Raw genomic sequence first — 18675 nt, forward strand, 5'->3', positions numbered from 1 at the left:
ATTTCCTTCCCATGCGGAGCATTCTTTTATGGCACGTCAGTTCATCTATCATATGGCCGGGCTCAATAAGGCCTATGGCGCGAAGAAGGTCCTGGAGAACGTTCATCTGTCGTTCTATCCGGACGCGAAGATCGGTATCCTCGGCCCGAATGGTGCCGGTAAGTCGACGGTGCTGCGCATCATGGCCGGCCTCGACAAGGAATATACCGGCGAGGCCTGGATCGCCGAAGGTGCGACCATCGGCTACCTGCCGCAGGAGCCGCAGCTCGACCCGACCAAGACCGTGCTCGAAAACGCCATGGAAGGCGTTGCCGCCAAGACGGCGATCGTCGAGCGCTACAACGAGCTGATGATGAACTATTCCGACGAGACGGCGGAAGAGGGCGCAAAGCTTCAGGACATCATCGACAGCCAGAACCTGTGGGATCTCGAGAGCCAGGTCGAAATGGCCATGGAAGCGCTGCGCTGCCCGCCGGGTGATGCAGACGTCACAAGTCTTTCGGGCGGTGAAAAGCGCCGTATTGCGCTCTGCAAGCTGCTTCTGTCGCAGCCGGACCTGCTGCTGCTCGACGAACCGACCAACCACCTCGACGCCGAGACGATCGCCTGGCTCGAAAAGCACCTGCGCGAATATCCCGGCGCCGTGCTGATGATCACCCACGACCGCTACTTCCTCGACAACGTCACCGGCTGGATCCTCGAACTCGACCGCGGCCGCAGCATTCCCTACGAGGGCAACTATTCGGCCTACCTCATCGCCAAGGCCAAGCGCATGCAGCAGGAAGGCCGCGAAGAGGCTTCCCGCCAGAAGGCGATCGCCCGCGAGCAGGAATGGATCGCATCCAGCCCGAAGGCCCGTCAGGCCAAGTCCAAGGCGCGTATCCGCTCCTACGACGAACTGGTCAACGCCGCTGAAAACCAGCGTCCGGGCGACGCGCAGATCATCATCCCGGTCGGCGAGCGTCTCGGCCAGGTGGTCATTGAAATGGACGGCGTCACCAAGGGGTACGGCGACCGCCTACTCATCGACGGCCTGTCGCTGAAGCTGCCGCCGGGCGGCATCGTCGGCATCATCGGCCCGAACGGTGCCGGTAAGACGACGCTCTTCCGCATGATCACCGGCCAGGAACAGCCCGACAGCGGCTCGATCCGTATCGGCGAAACCGTGCACCTCGGCTATGTCGACCAGAGCCGCGACGCGCTCGACGGCAACAAGACCGTCTGGGAAGAAATCTCCGGTGGTGCCGAAGTCATCAAGCTCGGCAAATACGAGATGAACTCGCGCGCCTATTGCTCGACCTTCAACTTCAAGGGCGGCGACCAGCAGCAGAAGGTCGGCAATCTTTCGGGTGGTCAGCGCAACCGCGTTCACCTCGCCAAGATGCTGAAGAACGGCGGCAACGTGCTGCTGCTCGACGAACCGACCAACGACCTCGACACCGAGACGCTGGCGGCACTTGAAATCGCGCTGGAAAACTTCGCCGGTTGCGCCGTTATCATCAGCCACGATCGCATGTTCCTCGACCGTCTGGCGACCCACATCCTCTCCTTCGAAGGAGACAGCCAGGTCGAATGGTTCGAAGGCAACTTCGAAGACTACGAGAAGGACAAGATCCGTCGCCTCGGCCCGGATTCGGTCAACCCGAAGCGCGTCACCTACAAGCGCCTGACGCGCTAACACTCTGGCACGTCGCGTGAGCCTCGGCTTGCGCGACGTGCGCCCCGCTCAAAGCGTAGCGATTTCCAGGATTCGCTTGCTGCGCCGTAAGCTCTGGTTTTGCACATTTCGTTATCGCAAAACCGCAGCGCACCTTTGGGTGACGTGCTTTCAGCCCTGGCTCGGAAACGATTTAAGGGAGAAGGCATGCCACAGCTTTGACGTTGCGGCATCCTGCCCCGTCTCGTTTCGCGCCAGTCTCAGCCGCCTGCTTGCATATGTCGTATCCCGAACCGATGGCTGGTTCGGGCGATACGCTCTCCCGCCAACCATTCCATAGAATGCGTCATGGACGCTGCGGTGCGTGACCCTTGCCGCTGGCCCTCTCGTTGAAACCGCTTCTTTGGATGCGTCGTCCACATTGCGCTGCGTTGAGACTGTGGGCATCCGCGGTCAAGGGCGGGAGCGGGCCGCGAGGCGGAGAGCGCAGGGCAGGGTCAGTGGCACGCCACGCCGCAAAGGCATCGTCAACGGGCGGAGCGCAAGCTTCGCCCGTTTGCGTGTCGAAACGGTGGAAAATCCTGTTCCTGGAGCGGCATAGTTTGGTCTCTTCGCGCAAATCCGCTTGCGCTACATCCGCAAATCACATAAACATATCTTTATGTGTTGATGGGGAATGATATGGCGGATCAGAGAGAGCTTGGTCTCGACGCGCTGGTGGATGTGCTGAAGGCTGCGGGTGAGCCGACCCGCATGCGCCTTCTCGCGCTGCTTGCCGCTGGGGATCTCACCGTCACTGATCTTACCGAAATTCTCGGACAATCGCAGCCCCGCATTTCGAGGCACCTGAAGCTCCTGGCCGAGGTCGAACTCGTCGACCGCTATCAGGAAGGCGCCTGGGCCTATTTCCGCCTTCGCCAGGAGGGCGCCCGCGTGTCGCTGGTCAGGGCGATGCTTGCATCCGCCACCGGCGACGACGCAGTTCTGTCGCGCGATGCATCCCGGCTCGTCACCTTGAAGAAAGCGCGGGCCGAAAAGGCGCAGGCCTATTTCAGCCGCAACGCGGCCGGCTGGGACGAGCTTCGGCGCCTGCATGTCAGCGAGCGGGATGTGGAGACGGCACTGCGCGACATGGTTGGCGACGAGCCGGTCGAGAGCCTGCTGGATCTTGGCACCGGCACAGGGCGCATCCTGCAACTGTTCGAAGGGCTCTATCGGCGCGGCATCGGCATCGATGCCAGTCGCGACATGCTGGCCGTTGCCCGCTCCAATCTCGACCGCGCCGGCATCACCAAGGCGTCGATCCGCCACGGCGATATCTTCAACTTGCCGCTTGATGGCCAGTTCTTCGATCTCGTCACCATCCACCAGGTGCTGCATTTCCTCGATCAGCCGGAAGCGGCGATCGCTGAGGCGGCACGCATGCTGACGCCGGGCGGGCGGTTGGTGATCATCGATTTTGCGCCGCACGGGCTGGAGCACTTACGCGACGAGCATGCCCATGCGCGGCTTGGCTTCTCGCATCAGGCGATGACCGACTGGCTGGCAAAGGCCGGGCTCGCCCTGGAAAAGACGACCGATCTGTCGCCGGAAGGCACGGACGGAGGAAAACTGACGGTGACGATCTGGCTTGCGCGCGATCAGCGGGCCGTCGAGGAGAGCGAAGCGCCACATCAGCGCATGCAAGCAGGGGGAATTTGAGAATGACGGCACAGACGCTTTATCCCGCCGAGCGCGGCAATCTGCGGCTTTCCTTCGAATATTTCCCCCCCAAGACCGACGAGATGGAAGCACAGCTCTTTCAGACTGCGGAAGATCTCTCGGTCTTTTGTCCCGCCTTCGTCACTGTCACCTATGGGGCCGGCGGTTCGACCAAGGCGCGGTCTCTGACAACAGTCAGACGGATGATCGAGGAGAAGGGCTTTGCCAACACGGCCGCGCACCTGACCTGCGTCGGCGCGCCGAAGGCCGAGGTGGACACTGTTATCGACGAATTTCTCGCTTTCGGCGTTCGGCACTTCGTCGCATTGCGCGGCGATCCGCAGGGCGGCATCGGCAGCACCTATCAGCCCTTTCCCGGTGGTTACGAGAGCAGCTCCGACCTCGTGCGGGCGCTTCGCGATCGTGGTGACGTCGAAATCTCTGTGTCGTCCTATCCGGAAAAGCACCCGGAAAGCCCTGATGTGGCGGCTGACATCGACATGCTGAAGCGCAAGGTGGATGCGGGCGCGACGCGGGCGCTTACCCAGTTCTTCTTCGACAACGACGATTTCGAGCGCTACCTCGAGCGCGTCCGCCGGACCGGCATCGAGATCCCGATCGTGCCCGGCATCCTGCCGATCAACAATCTCGGTCAGGTGCAGAAGTTCGCCGGTCTTTGCGGCGCCAGCGTGCCGGAGGTGATCGTCACCCGCCTTTCGCATCTGGAAGGCCAGCCGGCCGAGCGCTTCAAGGAGGCGACGCATATTGCTGCCGAGCAGATCGTCGATCTTGCCCGCCGCGGCGTCAGGGACTTCCACCTCTATACGATGAACCGTTCGCCGCTGATCACGGCCGTCTGCGATCTCGTCGGGTTCGAGCGTGCGGACGAGGCGTCGCGGGGCGAGGATATCTCGCTGAAGGCGTTTGCCGGTGCGGCGGCGTAGAACGCAAAACAATCCGAAAAAGCGAAAGCGCATGAAGGTGTCCTTCATGCGCTTTCTTTTTTCCTGCAGCGTCGGGGCAGATTGCTCTTGTCGATCTAGCCCAAAAATTTCTGCCGCAAATTGGATTTCCGGAAAATTAAAGTCCCTATTTCGGTTTGGACTCTCAGCGGCCTGACTTCAGATGAAGAGCATTGTGGCCACGAATACGAACGCTGCACTAATCATGAGGACATTCAACGAATGTGTAAGTCCCATCGAAGACCCTCCTTGCGCTGACGGTTAAAACATAGGGCGAATTAACGGCGCTTGAAAGGGAAACTTGTGCTGCAGTGCGAAAACGCGTGATCACAATTGCCTTGTCAACAGGGCTAATGTTTTGAAATTAAATCGCATTTTATGCCGCCACATTTTTTTCACAATCACTGCCGGAAGGTTAATGTAAACGCTTGTAACCGTGCGTGAGTGCTTCTAAAGGGCACGCTTTCTGCCGTATCCGGCTTGTTCGATTCCTCTTATGCGGCGCGCTTCATCCGCAAGATCCTGCCGTCCAAAACGGCAAGGCCGGCGGCAATCAGCGCCATACCGCCCACATCCGCTGGCTGCAGCGTCTCACCCAGAAAGAGATAGCCGAGCAGGATTGCGCTTGGCGGGACGAGAAGCGTGACCAGCGAGGCGTTGGTGGCGCCGGCTTCGCCCATGATGCGGAAGAACAGGATGTAGCCATAGGCGGTGGAGACGAGCGCCAGCGCCAGGATGGCAAGCGTCGCGTCAAGCGGCGGCATCGGCAGGGCCCAGGGCGTATCGACGAGGGCTGCGACCGGCAGCATCATCAGCGTCGAGGCGGTCAACTGGCCGGCCGCGGTGACCGGCGGGGCAAGGCCGCGAAAGCGCTTGCCATAGGTTGCCGCCAGGCCATAGCTGACGGCGGCAAGCACCGGCAGCATCAGCGCCCAGAGCGGCACGCTGCTGGCGTTGCCGAAAAGCCCGGCGATGGCGCTTGGCCCGATGAGCACGATGGTGCCGGCGAGGCCGAGCAAACAGCCGCCGATCTTGGCGGAGCTGAGTTTCTCGTCGTCGGTCGCCATGTTGGCGATGATCACGGTCCAGACCGGCGTGGTTGCATTCAGGATCGCCGCCAAGCCGGCGCCGATCTGGGTTTGCCCGAGAAAGATGAAGGCATGTGGGATGGCGTTGTTGATCAGGCCCATCAGCAGGAATTCGCGCCAGCGGCTGGCGAGCGCCTGATAGATGCCGAAACGCCTGCGGATGTAGAGATGCAACGCCAGGGCGGCGAGGCCGAGCCTCAGGAACACCAGGGTGAACGGCGGCACGTGCGCGACGGCGACACGGGCAAAGAAGAACGATCCGCCCCAGATGAGCCCAAGCAGGGCGAGAAGCGCCCAGGTCCGCATCGTCATCTGCTGGCTGCCGGTCTGTCCTAGTGCGTTCATGGGTCTGCTCGCGCTTTCTGCGCGGCCGCTGTCGGTCAAATCGACCAGTCGGGATGCGCAATCGAATTGGGCGCTTTCTCCGCTGCATGCCTCCGGCGTCTGAAAGGCTGCATGAAAAGGCGTCACACAGATCTAGCGCGGCGCGTTGAAGTGCACCACCCACTTCTTGCCATCCGCGGTGCGCGAAAGCGCCAAGCATCGATGTCTACTGCATGTTTCCTTAAATCCTATTCGATTTAAGGACAAAGACATGCAGCAATTCAAAGTGCGACAGCGACCTTTGCGCGTCCAATAAGACGCGCGGCGCTGTAGGATCGTTCGATAAGGGAGAACGTCTGTCCACTTCGGCCGGTTTCGATCGAAGCGGACAGACGAATGGTCGCCCGGCCAAAATCCGGCCGGAAGATCGCGTTTACAGCGAGTTCAGCAGTTCCAGGGTTGCCCAGCCGTCGGCGGGACGGCCGAGACGCAGCTGTTCCTTCTGCAATGCTGCGCGGGTGCCCGAGCCGAGGATGCCGTCGACCTTGCCGACGTCGTGGCCAAGGGTCTGCAGCTTGGCCTGCAGCGCCTTCATGCCGGTGTCGTCGAGGCCCGGTTCCGGATTGCCGCCCTCATAGGTCGGGGCGCCGCCAAGGCGGGTCGCGAAATAGGCAGCCGAAGTCGTGTAGATGAACGACTGGTTCCACTCGAGATAGACGTTGAAGTTGGGGTAGGTGAGGAAGGCGACGCCCTTGCGGCCCTGCGGCAGCACCAGAGAGGCTTCGAGATTGCCGAAGGCGGTGTCACCGTTGCGCGGCTTGACGCCGAGCGCGAACCAGTCGCTCGCCTTCATGCCCGGCTGCAGGCCGGTCTTTTCCCAAGGCAACTGCTCGGGAACGCTGACTTCCTGGATCGCCGGCTGGCCGGCCTTGAAGCCAAGGCTCTGGATGAACTTTGCGGCGGTCAGGATTGCGTCCGGCGAGCTCTTCTTGAGATTGACGTGGCCGTCGCGATCGCCATCGACGCCATAGGCGATGATATCTTCGGGCAGCATCTGCACCTGGCCGATTTCGCCGGCCCAGGCGCCTGTCGTCGTTGCCGGGTCGAGGTCGCCGTGCTGAACCATCTCGATGGCGGCGATGAGCTGCGGGCGGAACATTTCCGGCCGGCGGCAGTCATGGGCAAGGGTCACCAGCGCATTGCGGGTGTTAAAGTCGCCCTGAACGGCGCCGAAGTCCGTCTCCATCGCCCAGAAGGCGGTGATGACGGGGGCCGGCACGCCGTATTCCTTTTCGGCACGGGCGAAGACGTCGGCATATTCCTTCATCTTCTGCGCGCCGATATCGAGCCGCGACTTGCTGACGGTGCGTTTGGAGAATTCGGTGAAGGTCTGCTTGAACACGCCCTGGGCGCGGTCGCGGCTCAGCACTTTCTGGTCGATGGCGGCACCGGCGAGCGCACGGTCGACGACGTCGGCCGGAACGCCCTTGGCGACCGCCTCCGCCTTGACGCCTTGCAGGAAGGCGCCAAGATCGCCGCCGCATGCCGGCGCTTGCGCGAGAACGGGGGAGGCTGTCAGCGCGAGGAGCGCGACGGATGCAAGAGCATGCCGGGCTTTGAGGATCATCATAATTCCTTTCTGTCGCCGCAGGGCGCGAAGCGCCGCCGCTGGCGGTCAATGTACCAAAGATGCAATCTGCTGCTGCTCTCTCAGAGCATTATGACGGAAAGAAGAAAATGGGTCGGTTTGCCGCGCTTCTGCACAGAACCGTGGCTGTCGTCATCCCGGCTTGGAAACGGCGGCGACCCAATTCTTCCAGTTCTTGGCCGAGCCGGCAAAGACGTTGATATCGGTGGTGCCGTCAATGCCCGGTATCACGCCGGTGCTGGTATATTGCCAGAATGCCCAGCGGCGCTCGACATAGACTTCGCCCGGATGCTTGGCGACGGAGCGAACCCAGAAGTGGTGCTCCTTGAACTGGTCGACGAGATTGTCGCGGTGGAAATCCACAGAGGTATAGATGATCGGCCGCTTGCCGTAATGGGCCTCCAGCCGGTCCATGAAGCGCTTCATCTCGACGCGGACCTCGTCCGGCGATGGGCGGTGGCGGCAGGTCTTGGATTCGCCGTTCCACTCGACGTCGAGGACCGGTGGCAGGTAGACGGCGCTCTTCGGCACATTGGCGATGAACCAGTTGGCCTGGGCATCCGCGGTCGAGCAGAAATAGTAGAAGTGATAGGGCGCATAGGGAATGCCGGCGGCGCGAGCGCGCTGCCAATATTCGTTGAAGCGCGTATCCACCCTGTCCTTGCCTTCCGTCGCCTTGATGAAGGCGAACGAGACGCCGGAATTCTTCACCTTCATCCAGTCGATATCGCCGTTCCATTTGGAGATGTCGATGCCGTGGATGTTGTGGTGGTGCGGCGTGCGGCCACCGAAATCCTGCGGGTCGGTATCGCTGAAGCGCGGCGGGATCGATGCGGTCTGCAACAGATCGTAGTCGGTCGACGAACAGGCGGAAAGGAGAGTGGCAATGGGCAGCAGTGCCAGAAGAAGCCGGCGCATGGAGGTCCTGTTTCGAAACGAACGACGATCCTGCCTCACACGATGGCTTTCATGATGGTGATGTCCCCCAGTGAGGCGTGAACCTCATTTTCACCATATCATCGTAAAAATTGAGTTAGCTCAAGCGGGAATTGCGGCAGCACTTCGGTCGCCAAGCCGTGCAGCGGCCGGATTTGTCACTGACGCCGCTGTTACGGCCGGGCGGTGGTAGACCGCAAGCCAGGCATAACCCCGGCCGATGGCCCGGCGCTCGAGCTGTGCGCCGTCGCGTCTTGCCCGCTCTCCCAGCACCTCGAACAGTGTTTCGCGCGGGGTCACATGGAAGCGCGTCAGCCAGCCGCGCAGCAGGCGGCGGAAGCTTGCCGGCAGCCGCTCCTGCTGGCCGAAATCGGCAATATGCAGCGAGCCGCCGGGGTTCAGCGCGTCGATCGCCGCTTCGATCGCGCCCTGCCAGTCCGGTATCATTGACAGGGAGTAGGAGATGACAATCCGGTCGAAACCGGTTTCGCCGAAAAGCTGGGGCTGGAAGCTGGTGGCGTCGGCGATGCGCAGCGTGGCCGCCGAACTGCCGCGGCGGCTGAGCTTGGTTTCCGCCGAGGCCAGCATCTCCGCGGAGATGTCGAGGCCGAAGAGCCGGGCCTTGGGAAAGCACGTTCCGATGAGCGCGAGGTTGCGCCCCGTGCCGCACCCGACTTCGAGCACGGAGGCGCCCGCGCCCGCGTTCAGCTCGCGGATCAGCGTGTCGCGGCCGAAGAGATAATACTTCCGCGTCAGATCGTAGACGTGCCTTTGATAGCGATACATTTGGTCCATGCGCCGCTGGTGGCTGATCTCGGCGTGCTCCACCCCGCTCATGCTTTCTTCCAGATGTGGAAGCCGCCATAGATGGCCGAGCGATCGGCGTTGCCGAGCTTCAGCGATGTCTCGGCATCATAGTGCCACTGCTCCATCAAAGCCGTGGAGAGGCGGCCGGGAAGGATGCTCTCTTCAGCGGCCGTGCGGAAGATCACTGTCGCGGCTGCGTCTGCGGTGCGGGTGATCTCGGTCCAGAGATCGTTCAACTGCTGGTCGTTCATCCAGTCCTGGGCGTCGAGCAGCACGTAGCGGTCGACCGATCCTGCCGGCTTCTTCGCCAGAAGCTCGGTGAAATTGGCGTGGTGGACCTCGACGCATTCGGCACGATCGCGGACCGTCTCGTAGTTGCCGGCATGCAGGTAGGCCGGAAGCTCGCCTTCGTGCGGCAGGGGATAGCGGCGTGCGAAGGCCTGCCAGGCGAAGTAGTTTTCCTTGAGCGGGAAATGACAGGTCAGCTTTTCCAGGCGGTGGCGAAGCACGGAGGCAAGCGACTTGTCGTTGCTCAGGCTCGCCAGCTCGTCGAACTGCTGCGGCGGGATGCCGAGGCCGAACAGCGAGCTCTTCTGGCTGGTGATCCAGCGAATGAACGGGCGCTCGAACAGCGGCGCCAGTCGCGTGTCGAAGAACTGGCGCTGCTCGCGCATGGAGCTGGCCTGGACGAACTCTTCCGGATTGACGCCATGCAGTCGCGCCAGGATGTGGCTTGCGGCGATGAAGCGGCCAAGCAGGCCGGTGCGATAGATGTTGCGGCCGAAGACGCCGATGCGCCGGCGCCCGGTGACGCTGCGGCCGTTCCAGTAGCTGCGGGTGGCCTGATCGACCTTCGGGGCGATGAACAGGTCGAAGGCCTGCACGTTCGATGGCGTGCCCTGCGTTGCCAGGAACCGGATAACGTCCTTGTGAGCAGGCAGATGGCGGAAGGCGGCAAGCTTCAGCCGGTTGAGCGCGATGTGGTGCGGATTGAGATCGACCACGTCGATGCGACCAGGGCCGGCGGACAGGTAGGTCAGCATGTTGCAGCCGCCGGAACCGATGGTGACGATGCGGTGTCCAGGGCGAAGCTGCATTGCTTCCATGTCGACGATTGGGTCTTCCCAGATCTGCGGATAGACGAGGCCGGAGAAGAGCAGGCCAAACAGGCGCTCGGACAGGCCGGCAAGCGAAAGGGTCTTGTGTTGCAGGAGGGCGTTTTTTAGCTTGGGATTTTTTCTGCCAAAGCCGACGTCAGGGGCAAGTTCGGTCATCTCTGCCGCTCATCCAGTTGAAACTTAGCCGCTTCTAAAGTGACTCGGCTACACTTTGATGACGGGTTTTTTCACAGCTGCTGCGCCGCACAAAAAATGCCGACTACGATTTTTCACCCATAAGAATTCATTAAACCCTGGCGTGCTAGCTCCTCCCTATATTCGGGGGGCGTCGACATGATGTTAAGAACGTTTCTGCCGAAGCCCGAGCAGCGATTTGCAGCTGCCGGCACGGCACTGGGGGCACTGTTTCCAGCGATCTGGCTGACCACGGAAACGTTGTTCACGGATGGATCCTTTACACATTGGAATTTTTCCGGAGCACTTGCGGCGGGCGTCATGCCCTTCGTCGCCGGTGCCTCTTTCTACCGCTGGTCCTATTCACGACGGCTGGAGCGCGAGTTGCGCGCCGCGCGCCGCGCCGAGCGGCGGCTGCGCAACGAGGTTCACCGCGACCGGTTGACCGGGCTTGAAAACCGCTCGGCGCTGGAGGCCGATGTGCTTCGCGCGCTTCGCTCCGATGGCACGGCATTCGAGCGCAGGCCGCTGCTGCTCATCGACCTCGACCGGTTCAAGGCGGTCAACGACACGATGGGCCATGATGCCGGTGACCGGTTGCTGAGCGGCATCGGCACTCGGCTGCGGCGGGCGTTTTCCGGCGAGGCGACGGTCTATCGGCTCGGTGGCGACGAATTCGTGCTGCTTGGTCCGGGTTCTCCGTCGGATGCCGAGGTCGCGGCGCTTGCCGGCCGGGTGAAGGCGCTGTTCGACGCGCCGTTCGATCTTTCGGACGGCCAAGTGGCATCCGGCTGCAGCATCGGCGTTACGTTCCTGGAACCAGGCGACCTGTCGACCGGCTCCGTGTTGAAGCGGGCGGACCTGGCGCTCTACGAAGCCAAGGAAATGCGCGGTAACAGCCATGTCATCTACGCGCCGCACCTTGCGCGAGCCGCGGAAATGCGCGCCGAGGCCGAGCGCGACCTTGCCCGCGCGGTCGCCCAGCGGGAATTCTTTCTGGAATACATGCCGATCGCCGGTGCAGCGAGCGGCGCCATCCGCGGCTTCGAAGCATTGCTGCGCTGGCTGCACCCGGTCCGCGGCGTCATCGACATGGAGGCTTTTGTTGAGCCGCTCGAACAGGGAGCACTGGCACTCTCGGTCGGCAACTGGGCCCTTCGGCAGGCCTGCAGGCAGGCGGCGAGCTGGCCATCGCCGGTCGGCCTGACGGTGGCACCCCTCGCGCTGCAACTGCGGGATCGCGATTTCCTCGGCCATATCAAGGCGTGCCTGGACGAGGCGGGACTGGCGCCCGGCCGGCTGACGATCGAGGTGGCAGAAGCGTCCTCGACCGGCGATATGGGGCTGATCAGTGAAAATCTGCACGGTCTGCGTGCGCTCGGCGTGCGCATCGCGCTGAGCGGTGGCGCTGCTGCCTCGCTGCCGCTCAACCTTGTCGGGGAGCTTAAGCCGGACCAACTGACTGTGGATTTGCCGGCGATCCGCAGGTCGCATGGCAGCGAGCGCAGCGTCGCGCTGCTCGCCTGCCTCGTCAAGACAGGGCAGGTGCTGCGGCTGCCGATGGCGGTGCGCGGCATCGCCAGGGAAAGCGAAATGGACTGCGCCCGCACCGCAGGCGCTGTAGAAGCCTGGGGGCCATGGATATCCCCGGCATTGCCCGCGCGCGACCTCTCAGCCCTGTTGCGCGATAGGGACGGCGAAGACGCCCGTCGGCTCGCATAAAGGCAAGGGCTTTTCCTTTCGTTCAAATGCTGCTTCTCTCTCTCGCGTCAGACGGGAGAATGCGATGGCACGCGTATTGAAAACTGTCGGGGCTGCTGTTGTCGTGGCCATTGCCTGCGTCGGTGGGTGGCTGGCCGTGGCGCCGCCGGGGCTGCTGAAGGTCGGCGATGGCTACGCCGCCAAGATCGTCTGCTCGAATGTCTTCATCGCCGGGCGTGACGGGCAGGCGGTGCTTGCCGACGACGTCCAGGCGCCGGGCCATCCGTTGTTGAAATTCATCAGCGTCTCGGTCGACCGGGAGAAGCGGCTGGTGTCTGCCCGCATCTTCGGCTTTGCCGCCCCGGCCCATGCGGTCTATCGCCCAGGGCTCGGCTGCGCCAACGTTTCCGACGACGATCTCGCTGCCCTGGCTCCAGCGGTGGAGCCGTCGACGCCTGACATCGCCCGATCGGCCGATGTCTCCTGGCCGGACGGCGACAAGGCGGATATCGATCCGGCCGTTCAGTCATTGATCGAGGATGGCAACCTTGCCGGTCCTGGCATGCGCGCGATCTCGGTGGTGCGCGACGGACATCTGATTGCCGAGACCTACGGCGCGGGCTTTAATCGCTCGACGCCGCTTCTCGGCTGGTCGATGACCAAATCGGTGACATCAGCGCTGATCGGCATGCGCGTCGCCGAAGGGCACATGGACGTGACGCGCGCCGGCCTGCTGCCGGAATGGAGCGGCGACGCGCGCGCCAAGATCAGGCTTGCCGACCTCATGGGAATGGAGAGCGGCCTCGAGTTCAACGAGGGCTACGGCAATGTCAGCGATGTAACGCGCATGCTCTATCTCGAAAGGGACATGGCGGGCTTCGCCGCAGCCAAGCCGGCGACATCGAAGCCGGGCTCGACCTTCAGCTATTCCAGCGGCACGAGCACGCTGTTGTCGCGGCTCTGGATGCAAAGCTTCGACGACCCCGCCGCAGCGCTTGCCTATCCGCGCGATGCCCTGTTCCTGCCGCTCGGGATGACGAGTGCGGTGCTCGAGACCGATGCCAGCGGCACCTTTGTCGGATCGTCCTACATGTATGCAACGGCGCGCGACTGGGCGCGTTTTGCGCAATTCCTGCTTCAGGACGGCAACTGGAAGGGTAGGGGGCTGTTGCCTAGGGATTATGTCGCTTTCATGCGGACGCCGACCAAGGCATCCGGCGGCGAATATGGCGCGGGCCAGGTGTGGCTGCAGGAGAATGGGGTTCGCGCCGGCACAGGCGTCTTTCCTGCCGATGCCTTCTGGATGCTCGGGCATGACGGGCAGGCGATCTTGCTGGTGCCTTCGCTTCGCCTTGCGGTCGTGCGCCTGGGGCTGACGCCGTCACGCGGTGGTTACGACGTGCAGCAGCTCAACGCCAAAATAATAGAGGCGCTCGATTGAGCGCCTCCTGAAACGTTCACCAAAACGATCCGGCGTCGTTATTTCATGCCGAGTTCTTCGAGCAGGCCCTTGCGCTTGGCGTGGTAGTAATAGCCGCTGGCATAGAGCTTGACCGCGCCGTCGTGCTTGTTGTCGGCAACCATCCAGGCGCCGTGCAGGTACTTGGTCGCATACATCAGGTTGGTTTCCGCATCGAACAGGCCTTCGGCCGGGCCTTCGTAGCCGAGCCCCTTGGCGGTGTTGTAGCGGATCTGCATCAGACCGTAATTGCCCTTGCTGTAGGCGCGCGGGTTGTAGTTGCTCTCGCGCTTGACGACGCGGTGCACGAGCTCGACGGGAATGCCGTTGAGGTCGGCGTAATGCTTGATGAGCTTGTCGAGTTCCGGGCGCGAGCTGGTCGGCGCCTTGGTCAGCTTCATCGAATCGGGAATGACGCTGGCAACGGCGGCGACGCTCGAACCGATCACGCCCATCTTCGGCTTTTCGGTGGGCACGATCATGCGGTTGGCGACGAGCGTTTCGAGGCCGACGGGCTCGCCGGTGTCGAAGTCCGATTCCATCGCGGCAGCAACGGCAAGCGTCGAAACGGGAAGATCCTGGACGCGGCTCGTCTTCGGCGAGACGAGGGCGGATGCGCTTTCCGGCAGGACAGCGGCATTGGCAGAAGCTGCTACCGGCGTCGCCATGGCGACGGCCTGCGCTGCGCCCGGCTTGCCGCCGGGAACGGCGACGACCGTCGGTGCCGGACCGGCGGCCTGCGCGAGATCAGTGCCGACGGGAAAGGTGGTTGCCATGCCGGCCGTTTGTGCCGACAGGGCAGCGGATGCCGCGGTTGCCGCGCCATCCGGTGTCGGAAGGGCATAGGCCGTCATTTCGGTGCCGGGTTTTGCAAGCGGGGTGACCGTCTGCACGGCCGTAAGCTCTTCCACCGAGGTATGCTCGACAGTCGAGCACCCGGAGACGAGTGTCGCCGACAGAATAGCTGCCACGCCAAACGTCTGTTTTGAAAGGGAAATACGGAATTTCGGCATGCTGTCACTTTCGTGCTTCTGGGCCCCGCAGCCCCGGCAAATCAACGGCGATTAGCCGCCATGCGTGAATCTCCATTAACCCATGGGGCGTCGCGCAGCAAGCGCACGAGCGAATTTCAGGCCGACGCCCGCTTCATGGTTGCCGTCAGAAGCCCGGCGCCGATGAGCAGCGAGCCGCCCGTGCGGTTGACGATCCGCCTGATATTCGGCTTCGAAATCGTGCTTTTGGCGGCGGTCGCAAGCGCTGCATAGAGGCTTGCGTTGAGGATGGCGAGCGTCAGGAACGTTACCTCGAAAATCGCCATCTGGGTAAAGAGCGGCTGCGACAGATCGAGGAACTGCGGCAGGAAGGCGACGAAGAAGACGATGCTCTTCGGGTTGAGTGCGGTGACGGCATAGGCATGGAAAAAGATGCGCAGCGGCCGTTCCTTGGCGGGCGCATGCTCACCGGTACCTTCGCTTCCGGCAACCGGTGCCCGCCAGAGCTGGATGCCGAGCCAGACGAGATAGGCGGCCCCCACCCATTTCAACACGGTGAAGACCGCAGCGGAGGTGGCGAGCAGTGCGCCGAGCCCGAGCATCGATGCGGTCATGGCGGTGAAATCACCGAGCGCCACGCCGGCAACCGTCGCGCCCGCCGTCTTGCGGCCATGGCCGAGCGCATAGGAAATGACGAGCAATATGGTCGGGCTGGGAATGGCGAGCAGCACTGCAGAGGCAGCGGCAAAGGCAAACCAGTGTTCGAACGACATGAAAAAGGCTCCGCGCTTGAGGGCTTTCCGAGACTGATCTCGGGAGGGAGCCACCAAGGCGCGGAGCCGTCAACTGTTAATCAGAGATCTCTGATCAGTCTTCCGCCTGCCACTTCTGGCCAATGACATCCATGACGTTGCCGAACCACTTCGTCGAGGTGTCGAAGTGCTTGCCGCCCTTGATGCGCGGGAACTCGATGGTGCGCAGCTTGCCGCCCTGATCCTCGTCGTGGCCGGTGACGCCGGAGACCTTGTTAAGTGCGCTTTCGACCGCCAGGTCGACCATGCTCTGGATCAGGCGGAGATCGTCGACGTTTGCCGGCGCGGAGCGGGCGTAGTAGCCCGACTTCTGCACCATCGACCGCTCGGCGCCGAGAAGGGCCGCGAACTGCTTGGAGAACCAGTTGCCGACATTGATGGTGTCGATCTTCACGTGGCCGAAGGCGTCGCGCTTGACGGTTTCGCCGGCAGCTTCCCGCTCAGCGACGATCGCGTCGAGGCAGGCGCCTTCGCTGACGAACAGCGTGACGAAGCCCGAGTGGTTCATGACGGCGCGCAGCCGCTCGGCCTCGGCCTCGAGGTCGAACTTGATCTCGGGCAGGTAGAGGCCGTCGATGTTCTTCAGCTGCTTGTTCATCATGAAGCCGTCGACGAACTGCTTGTCCTCAGTCATCTGGACATAGGAGCGGGCGGTTGCCGCCGTCAGCCAGCCGCAGTGACGGCCCATGACTTCATGGACGACGAGCGTGCGCGGGGCAGCGCTCTGTTCGTTGCTGACATGATCGAAGAAGCGGGCGCCATGTTCGGCGGCCGTCCAGGCGCCGAGTGACTGGCGGATCGGCACCACGTCGTTGTCGACCGTCTTCGGCAGGCCGACGACCGTCAGGTCGTAGCCATTGGCGCCGAGATAGGCGGCAAGGTCGGCGGCGGTGGTGTTGGTGTCGTCGCCACCGATCGTGTGCAGGATGCCGATGCCGTCGGAGGCGAGGCGCTCGGCAGCGACGCGCAGCGGGTTTTCACCCTCCTTGACCAGGCCGCGCTTGACGCAGTCGGCAGCGTTGGTGAGCTTGACGCGGCTGTTGCCGATCGGTGAGCCGCCGTGGCGGTGCAGGATATGCGCATTTTCGCGCATGTCCCTGGTGATCTCGATGCGGTCGCCAAGCAGCACGCCCTGGTAGCCGGAGCGGTAGGCCACCAGCTCGTAGTCGGGCGCGATGTCGGTGTAGCGTTCGATCAGGCCACCAACGGCGGATGACAGGCAAGGCGCCAGCCCGCCGGCCGTCAGCATTGCGACTTTCTTCTTGGCCATGTTTCCTCCTCGGGATTCGGCATGCAATTGGTGGGGCCTCTCTAGCGTAAATCCGATGGAAGTTAAATGACAGGTCTGTGGATGTCCGGTCGGCAAGTGCTTGGGTTTTGTCGCCTCGGTCTCGAAAACGACCGTGGACATGATGCCGCGCAAACCGCGGCGGCAAGAGGCAGGCTCGGCGCCAACCCGCTGTGGGGCAGGGGGTTGAGCCTCTTCCCGAAGGTGCTGACCTGTTCCCCAGGGAACAGATGGGAACCCTCGCGCTGGCGCAACGTTACCGCAACGGATTGACAATAGTGAGGGGCCATCACAAATTCGTCATTCCCGTGGTTCGCCGCAGGCCACCGCTTGCAATTTGCCACCACAATAGTCCATGCTATAGGCTGGAGAGACAGGAAAATCGTGCATGTCATTCTGGGATAGCCTCCTCAAAATCGTCACCGCCACCGGCAACGCACTTGCCGGTGTGGTCGAGGCCGTGCGCACACTGTTCGAAGGCGACCCGGAAACCCGGCGCAAGGTGGCTTTCTCCGTGGCGATGATCGCGCTTTCGGCCAAGATGGCGAAGGCCGACGGCGTCGTGACCGAGGCGGAGGTCTCGGCCTTTCGCGATATCTTCGAGTTTCCCGCCGATCAGGCCCAGAATGTTGCCCGTCTCTATAACCTCGCGCGCCAGGACGTCGCCGGTTTCGAAGCCTATGCCGAGAAGATGGCGTCGCTCTGCTCGTCCTGCGAGAGCAATTGCCCGATCCTGGAAGACATCATCGACGGGTTGTTCCACATCGCCAAGTCCGACGGCGCGGTGCATGAAAAGGAACTGGCCTTCCTGATGCGGGTCGCCGAGATCTTCCACATGGACGAAGCGCATTTCGAACGGATCATGGCGCGCCACGTGCACAGCGACGGCCGCGATCCCTATCAGGTGCTCGGCGTTTCGCCCAAGGACGACTTTGCTAAGATCCGCAAGCACTACCGCGTGCTGGTGTCCGAGAACCATCCGGACATGCTGGTTGCGCGTGGCGTGCCGCAAGAGTTCCATGCGATCGCCAATGACCGCATGGCCGCGCTGAACGCCGCCTATGAGGCGATCGAGAGAGAACGCCGCGCCGCATGACGTCGAAATACTGCGACTACTCGGGTGCACGTTTCATGCCGTCGCCCAACTTCGGCGACCGTGCGGATGCGCGGGTGCCCGATATGATCGTGCTTCACTACACTGGGATGCCGACGGCGAAATCTGCGCTCGAATGGCTGTGCCGCCAGGAAAGCCAGGTTTCGAGCCACTATTTCGTCCACGAGGACGGTCGCGTCGACCAGCTCGTGCCGGAGACGCTGCGGGCCTGGCATGCGGGCAAAAGCTTCTGGAAGGGCGAGACGGACATCAATTCCTGCTCGATCGGCATCGAGATCGCCAACGCCGGTCACCCCGGCGGGCTACCGGATTTTCCCGAAAAACAGATCGCTGCGGTCGTCGAATTGTGTCGGGACTGTGGCGAACGGTGGTCGATCGCCCCGGAACGGGTCCTCGCACACAGCGATATTGCGCCAATTCGCAAGGTCGATCCGGGTGAAAAATTTCCGTGGGATCGCCTGCATCGCGAGGGCGTCGGGCACTGGGTGGAGCCGGCGCCGATCGGCGGCGGTCGCTTTTTTCAGCGCGGCGATCACGGCCAACCGGTCGAGGCGATCCAGTCCATGCTGTCGCTCTATGGTTACGGCATTGAAGTCACTGGCGAATTCTGCGAAAAAACCGAGGGCGCCGTCGCCGCCTTCCAACGGCATTTTCGCCAGGAAAGGGTCGACGGCATCGCCGATATCTCGACCCTCGATACGTTGCACCGTCTGCTTGCGGGACTACCGCAGTTTGGTGCCTGACGCGCAAAATTTTTGCGTGCTAAATTAGCTTTCCCGGTCTTTTGTCGCACAAATTTGCTGCGTTGCCACATGTTTACCATGATGCGGCATTCATTTGCCGCTGATTGGAACTGCAGGGAACGTCAGGGCGCAACGCTCATTTCCTGTCAAT

General features: G+C 62.5%; 15 protein-coding genes. 7 read left to right on the plus strand and 8 right to left on the minus strand.

Going from position 1 to position 18675, the window contains the following annotated elements:
* The first annotated feature begins 28 nt into the window (after positions 1-28).
* The 3 genes from ettA (at position 29) to metF (ending at position 4302) form a co-directional block, all read left to right on the plus strand.
* The gene (gene ettA, locus ASD52_RS00530; RefSeq protein ID WP_025427752.1) at positions 29-1678 is read left to right on the plus strand and encodes an energy-dependent translational throttle protein EttA; all 1650 of its coding nucleotides are present in this window, start codon (positions 29-31) and stop codon (positions 1676-1678) included.
* Positions 1679-2338: 660 nt separating this feature from the next.
* Positions 2339-3358 carry a metalloregulator ArsR/SmtB family transcription factor gene (locus ASD52_RS00535; protein WP_057211113.1) on the plus strand — a complete coding sequence of 340 codons (1020 nt, stop codon included), beginning with the start codon at positions 2339-2341 and terminating at the stop codon, positions 3356-3358.
* Between the two features lie 2 nt (positions 3359-3360).
* The gene (gene metF, locus ASD52_RS00540; RefSeq protein WP_025427750.1) at positions 3361-4302 is read left to right on the plus strand and encodes a methylenetetrahydrofolate reductase [NAD(P)H]; all 942 of its coding nucleotides are present in this window, start codon (positions 3361-3363) and stop codon (positions 4300-4302) included.
* Positions 4303-4814: 512 nt separating this feature from the next.
* On the opposite strand, the gene ASD52_RS00545 is transcribed toward metF, so the two are convergent.
* From ASD52_RS00545 to ASD52_RS00565, 5 genes are all read right to left on the minus strand, one after another.
* A complete protein-coding gene (locus ASD52_RS00545; protein ID WP_025427749.1) occupies positions 4815-5753 on the minus strand; it encodes a DMT family transporter in 939 nt (312 codons plus the stop codon).
* Between the two features lie 412 nt (positions 5754-6165).
* Complete coding sequence (locus ASD52_RS00550; protein ID WP_025427748.1) at positions 6166-7359, minus strand: lytic murein transglycosylase; 1194 nt, start codon at positions 7357-7359, stop codon at positions 6166-6168.
* A 153-nt stretch (positions 7360-7512) separates the two neighbouring features.
* On the minus strand, positions 7513-8298 hold the full coding sequence (locus tag ASD52_RS00555) for a glycoside hydrolase family 25 protein (protein ID WP_025427747.1): 786 nt from the start codon (positions 8296-8298) through the stop codon (positions 7513-7515).
* A 120-nt stretch (positions 8299-8418) separates the two neighbouring features.
* Positions 8419-9153 (minus strand): class I SAM-dependent methyltransferase, encoded by a 735-nt coding sequence (locus ASD52_RS00560; protein ID WP_025427746.1) that lies wholly within the window; start codon positions 9151-9153, stop codon positions 8419-8421.
* A complete protein-coding gene (locus ASD52_RS00565) occupies positions 9150-10397 on the minus strand; it encodes a DUF3419 family protein (RefSeq protein ID WP_057222696.1) in 1248 nt (415 codons plus the stop codon). Before ASD52_RS00565 ends, ASD52_RS00560 begins: the two co-directional genes overlap by 4 nt.
* 177 nt (positions 10398-10574) lie before the next feature.
* Here ASD52_RS00565 and ASD52_RS00570 point away from each other — a divergent pair, with 177 nt between their 5' ends.
* Positions 10575-12137 (plus strand): EAL domain-containing protein, encoded by a 1563-nt coding sequence (locus ASD52_RS00570; protein WP_057211114.1) that lies wholly within the window; start codon positions 10575-10577, stop codon positions 12135-12137.
* 64 nt (positions 12138-12201) lie between these two features.
* Positions 12202-13557, plus strand: a complete 1356-nt coding sequence (locus ASD52_RS00575; RefSeq protein WP_057222697.1) for a serine hydrolase — start codon at positions 12202-12204, stop codon at positions 13555-13557.
* Between the two features lie 38 nt (positions 13558-13595).
* On the opposite strand, the gene ASD52_RS00580 is transcribed toward ASD52_RS00575, so the two are convergent.
* The 3 genes from ASD52_RS00580 to ASD52_RS00590 form a co-directional block, all read right to left on the minus strand.
* A complete protein-coding gene (locus ASD52_RS00580; protein WP_057211119.1) occupies positions 13596-14588 on the minus strand; it encodes a lytic transglycosylase domain-containing protein in 993 nt (330 codons plus the stop codon).
* A gap of 116 nt (positions 14589-14704) precedes the next feature.
* Positions 14705-15340, minus strand: a complete 636-nt coding sequence (locus ASD52_RS00585) for a LysE family translocator (RefSeq protein WP_025427742.1) — start codon at positions 15338-15340, stop codon at positions 14705-14707.
* A gap of 94 nt (positions 15341-15434) precedes the next feature.
* Positions 15435-16649, minus strand: a complete 1215-nt coding sequence (locus ASD52_RS00590; RefSeq protein ID WP_025427741.1) for a pyrophosphate--fructose-6-phosphate 1-phosphotransferase — start codon at positions 16647-16649, stop codon at positions 15435-15437.
* Between the two features lie 406 nt (positions 16650-17055).
* On the opposite strand from ASD52_RS00590, the gene ASD52_RS00595 reads away from it, so the two are divergent.
* A complete protein-coding gene (locus tag ASD52_RS00595; protein ID WP_025427740.1) occupies positions 17056-17763 on the plus strand; it encodes a DnaJ family molecular chaperone in 708 nt (235 codons plus the stop codon).
* Positions 17760-18524, plus strand: coding sequence for an N-acetylmuramoyl-L-alanine amidase (locus ASD52_RS00600; protein ID WP_025427739.1), 765 nt, complete (start codon positions 17760-17762; stop codon positions 18522-18524). Before ASD52_RS00595 ends, ASD52_RS00600 begins: the two co-directional genes overlap by 4 nt.
* Positions 18525-18675 lie beyond the last annotated feature (151 nt).

The sequence above is a fragment of the Ensifer sp. Root142 genome (assembly GCF_001426785.1).
In the GTDB taxonomy this organism is placed as follows: domain Bacteria; phylum Pseudomonadota; class Alphaproteobacteria; order Rhizobiales; family Rhizobiaceae; genus Ensifer; species Ensifer canadensis.

Excerpts from the sequence above, each read along its gene's own strand:
- ASD52_RS00595 (WP_025427740.1), top strand. The coding sequence starts at position 17,056 with ATGTCATTCTGGGATAGCCTCCTCAAAATCGTCACCGCCACCGGCAAC.
- ASD52_RS00570 (WP_057211114.1), top strand. The coding sequence starts at position 10,575 with ATGATGTTAAGAACGTTTCTGCCGAAGCCCGAGCAGCGATTTGCAGCT.
- ASD52_RS00600 (WP_025427739.1), top strand. The coding sequence starts at position 17,760 with ATGACGTCGAAATACTGCGACTACTCGGGTGCACGTTTCATGCCGTCG.
- ASD52_RS00575 (WP_057222697.1), top strand. The coding sequence starts at position 12,202 with ATGGCACGCGTATTGAAAACTGTCGGGGCTGCTGTTGTCGTGGCCATT.
- ASD52_RS00585 (WP_025427742.1), bottom strand. The coding sequence starts at position 15,340 with ATGTCGTTCGAACACTGGTTTGCCTTTGCCGCTGCCTCTGCAGTGCTG.
- ASD52_RS00565 (WP_057222696.1), bottom strand. The coding sequence starts at position 10,397 with ATGACCGAACTTGCCCCTGACGTCGGCTTTGGCAGAAAAAATCCCAAG.
- ASD52_RS00550 (WP_025427748.1), bottom strand. The coding sequence starts at position 7,359 with ATGATCCTCAAAGCCCGGCATGCTCTTGCATCCGTCGCGCTCCTCGCG.
- ASD52_RS00545 (WP_025427749.1), bottom strand. The coding sequence starts at position 5,753 with ATGAACGCACTAGGACAGACCGGCAGCCAGCAGATGACGATGCGGACC.
- ASD52_RS00560 (WP_025427746.1), bottom strand. The coding sequence starts at position 9,153 with ATGAGCGGGGTGGAGCACGCCGAGATCAGCCACCAGCGGCGCATGGAC.
- ettA (WP_025427752.1), top strand. The coding sequence starts at position 29 with ATGGCACGTCAGTTCATCTATCATATGGCCGGGCTCAATAAGGCCTAT.
- ASD52_RS00555 (WP_025427747.1), bottom strand. The coding sequence starts at position 8,298 with ATGCGCCGGCTTCTTCTGGCACTGCTGCCCATTGCCACTCTCCTTTCC.
- ASD52_RS00590 (WP_025427741.1), bottom strand. The coding sequence starts at position 16,649 with ATGGCCAAGAAGAAAGTCGCAATGCTGACGGCCGGCGGGCTGGCGCCT.
- ASD52_RS00535 (WP_057211113.1), top strand. The coding sequence starts at position 2,339 with ATGGCGGATCAGAGAGAGCTTGGTCTCGACGCGCTGGTGGATGTGCTG.
- ASD52_RS00580 (WP_057211119.1), bottom strand. The coding sequence starts at position 14,588 with ATGCCGAAATTCCGTATTTCCCTTTCAAAACAGACGTTTGGCGTGGCA.
- metF (WP_025427750.1), top strand. The coding sequence starts at position 3,361 with ATGACGGCACAGACGCTTTATCCCGCCGAGCGCGGCAATCTGCGGCTT.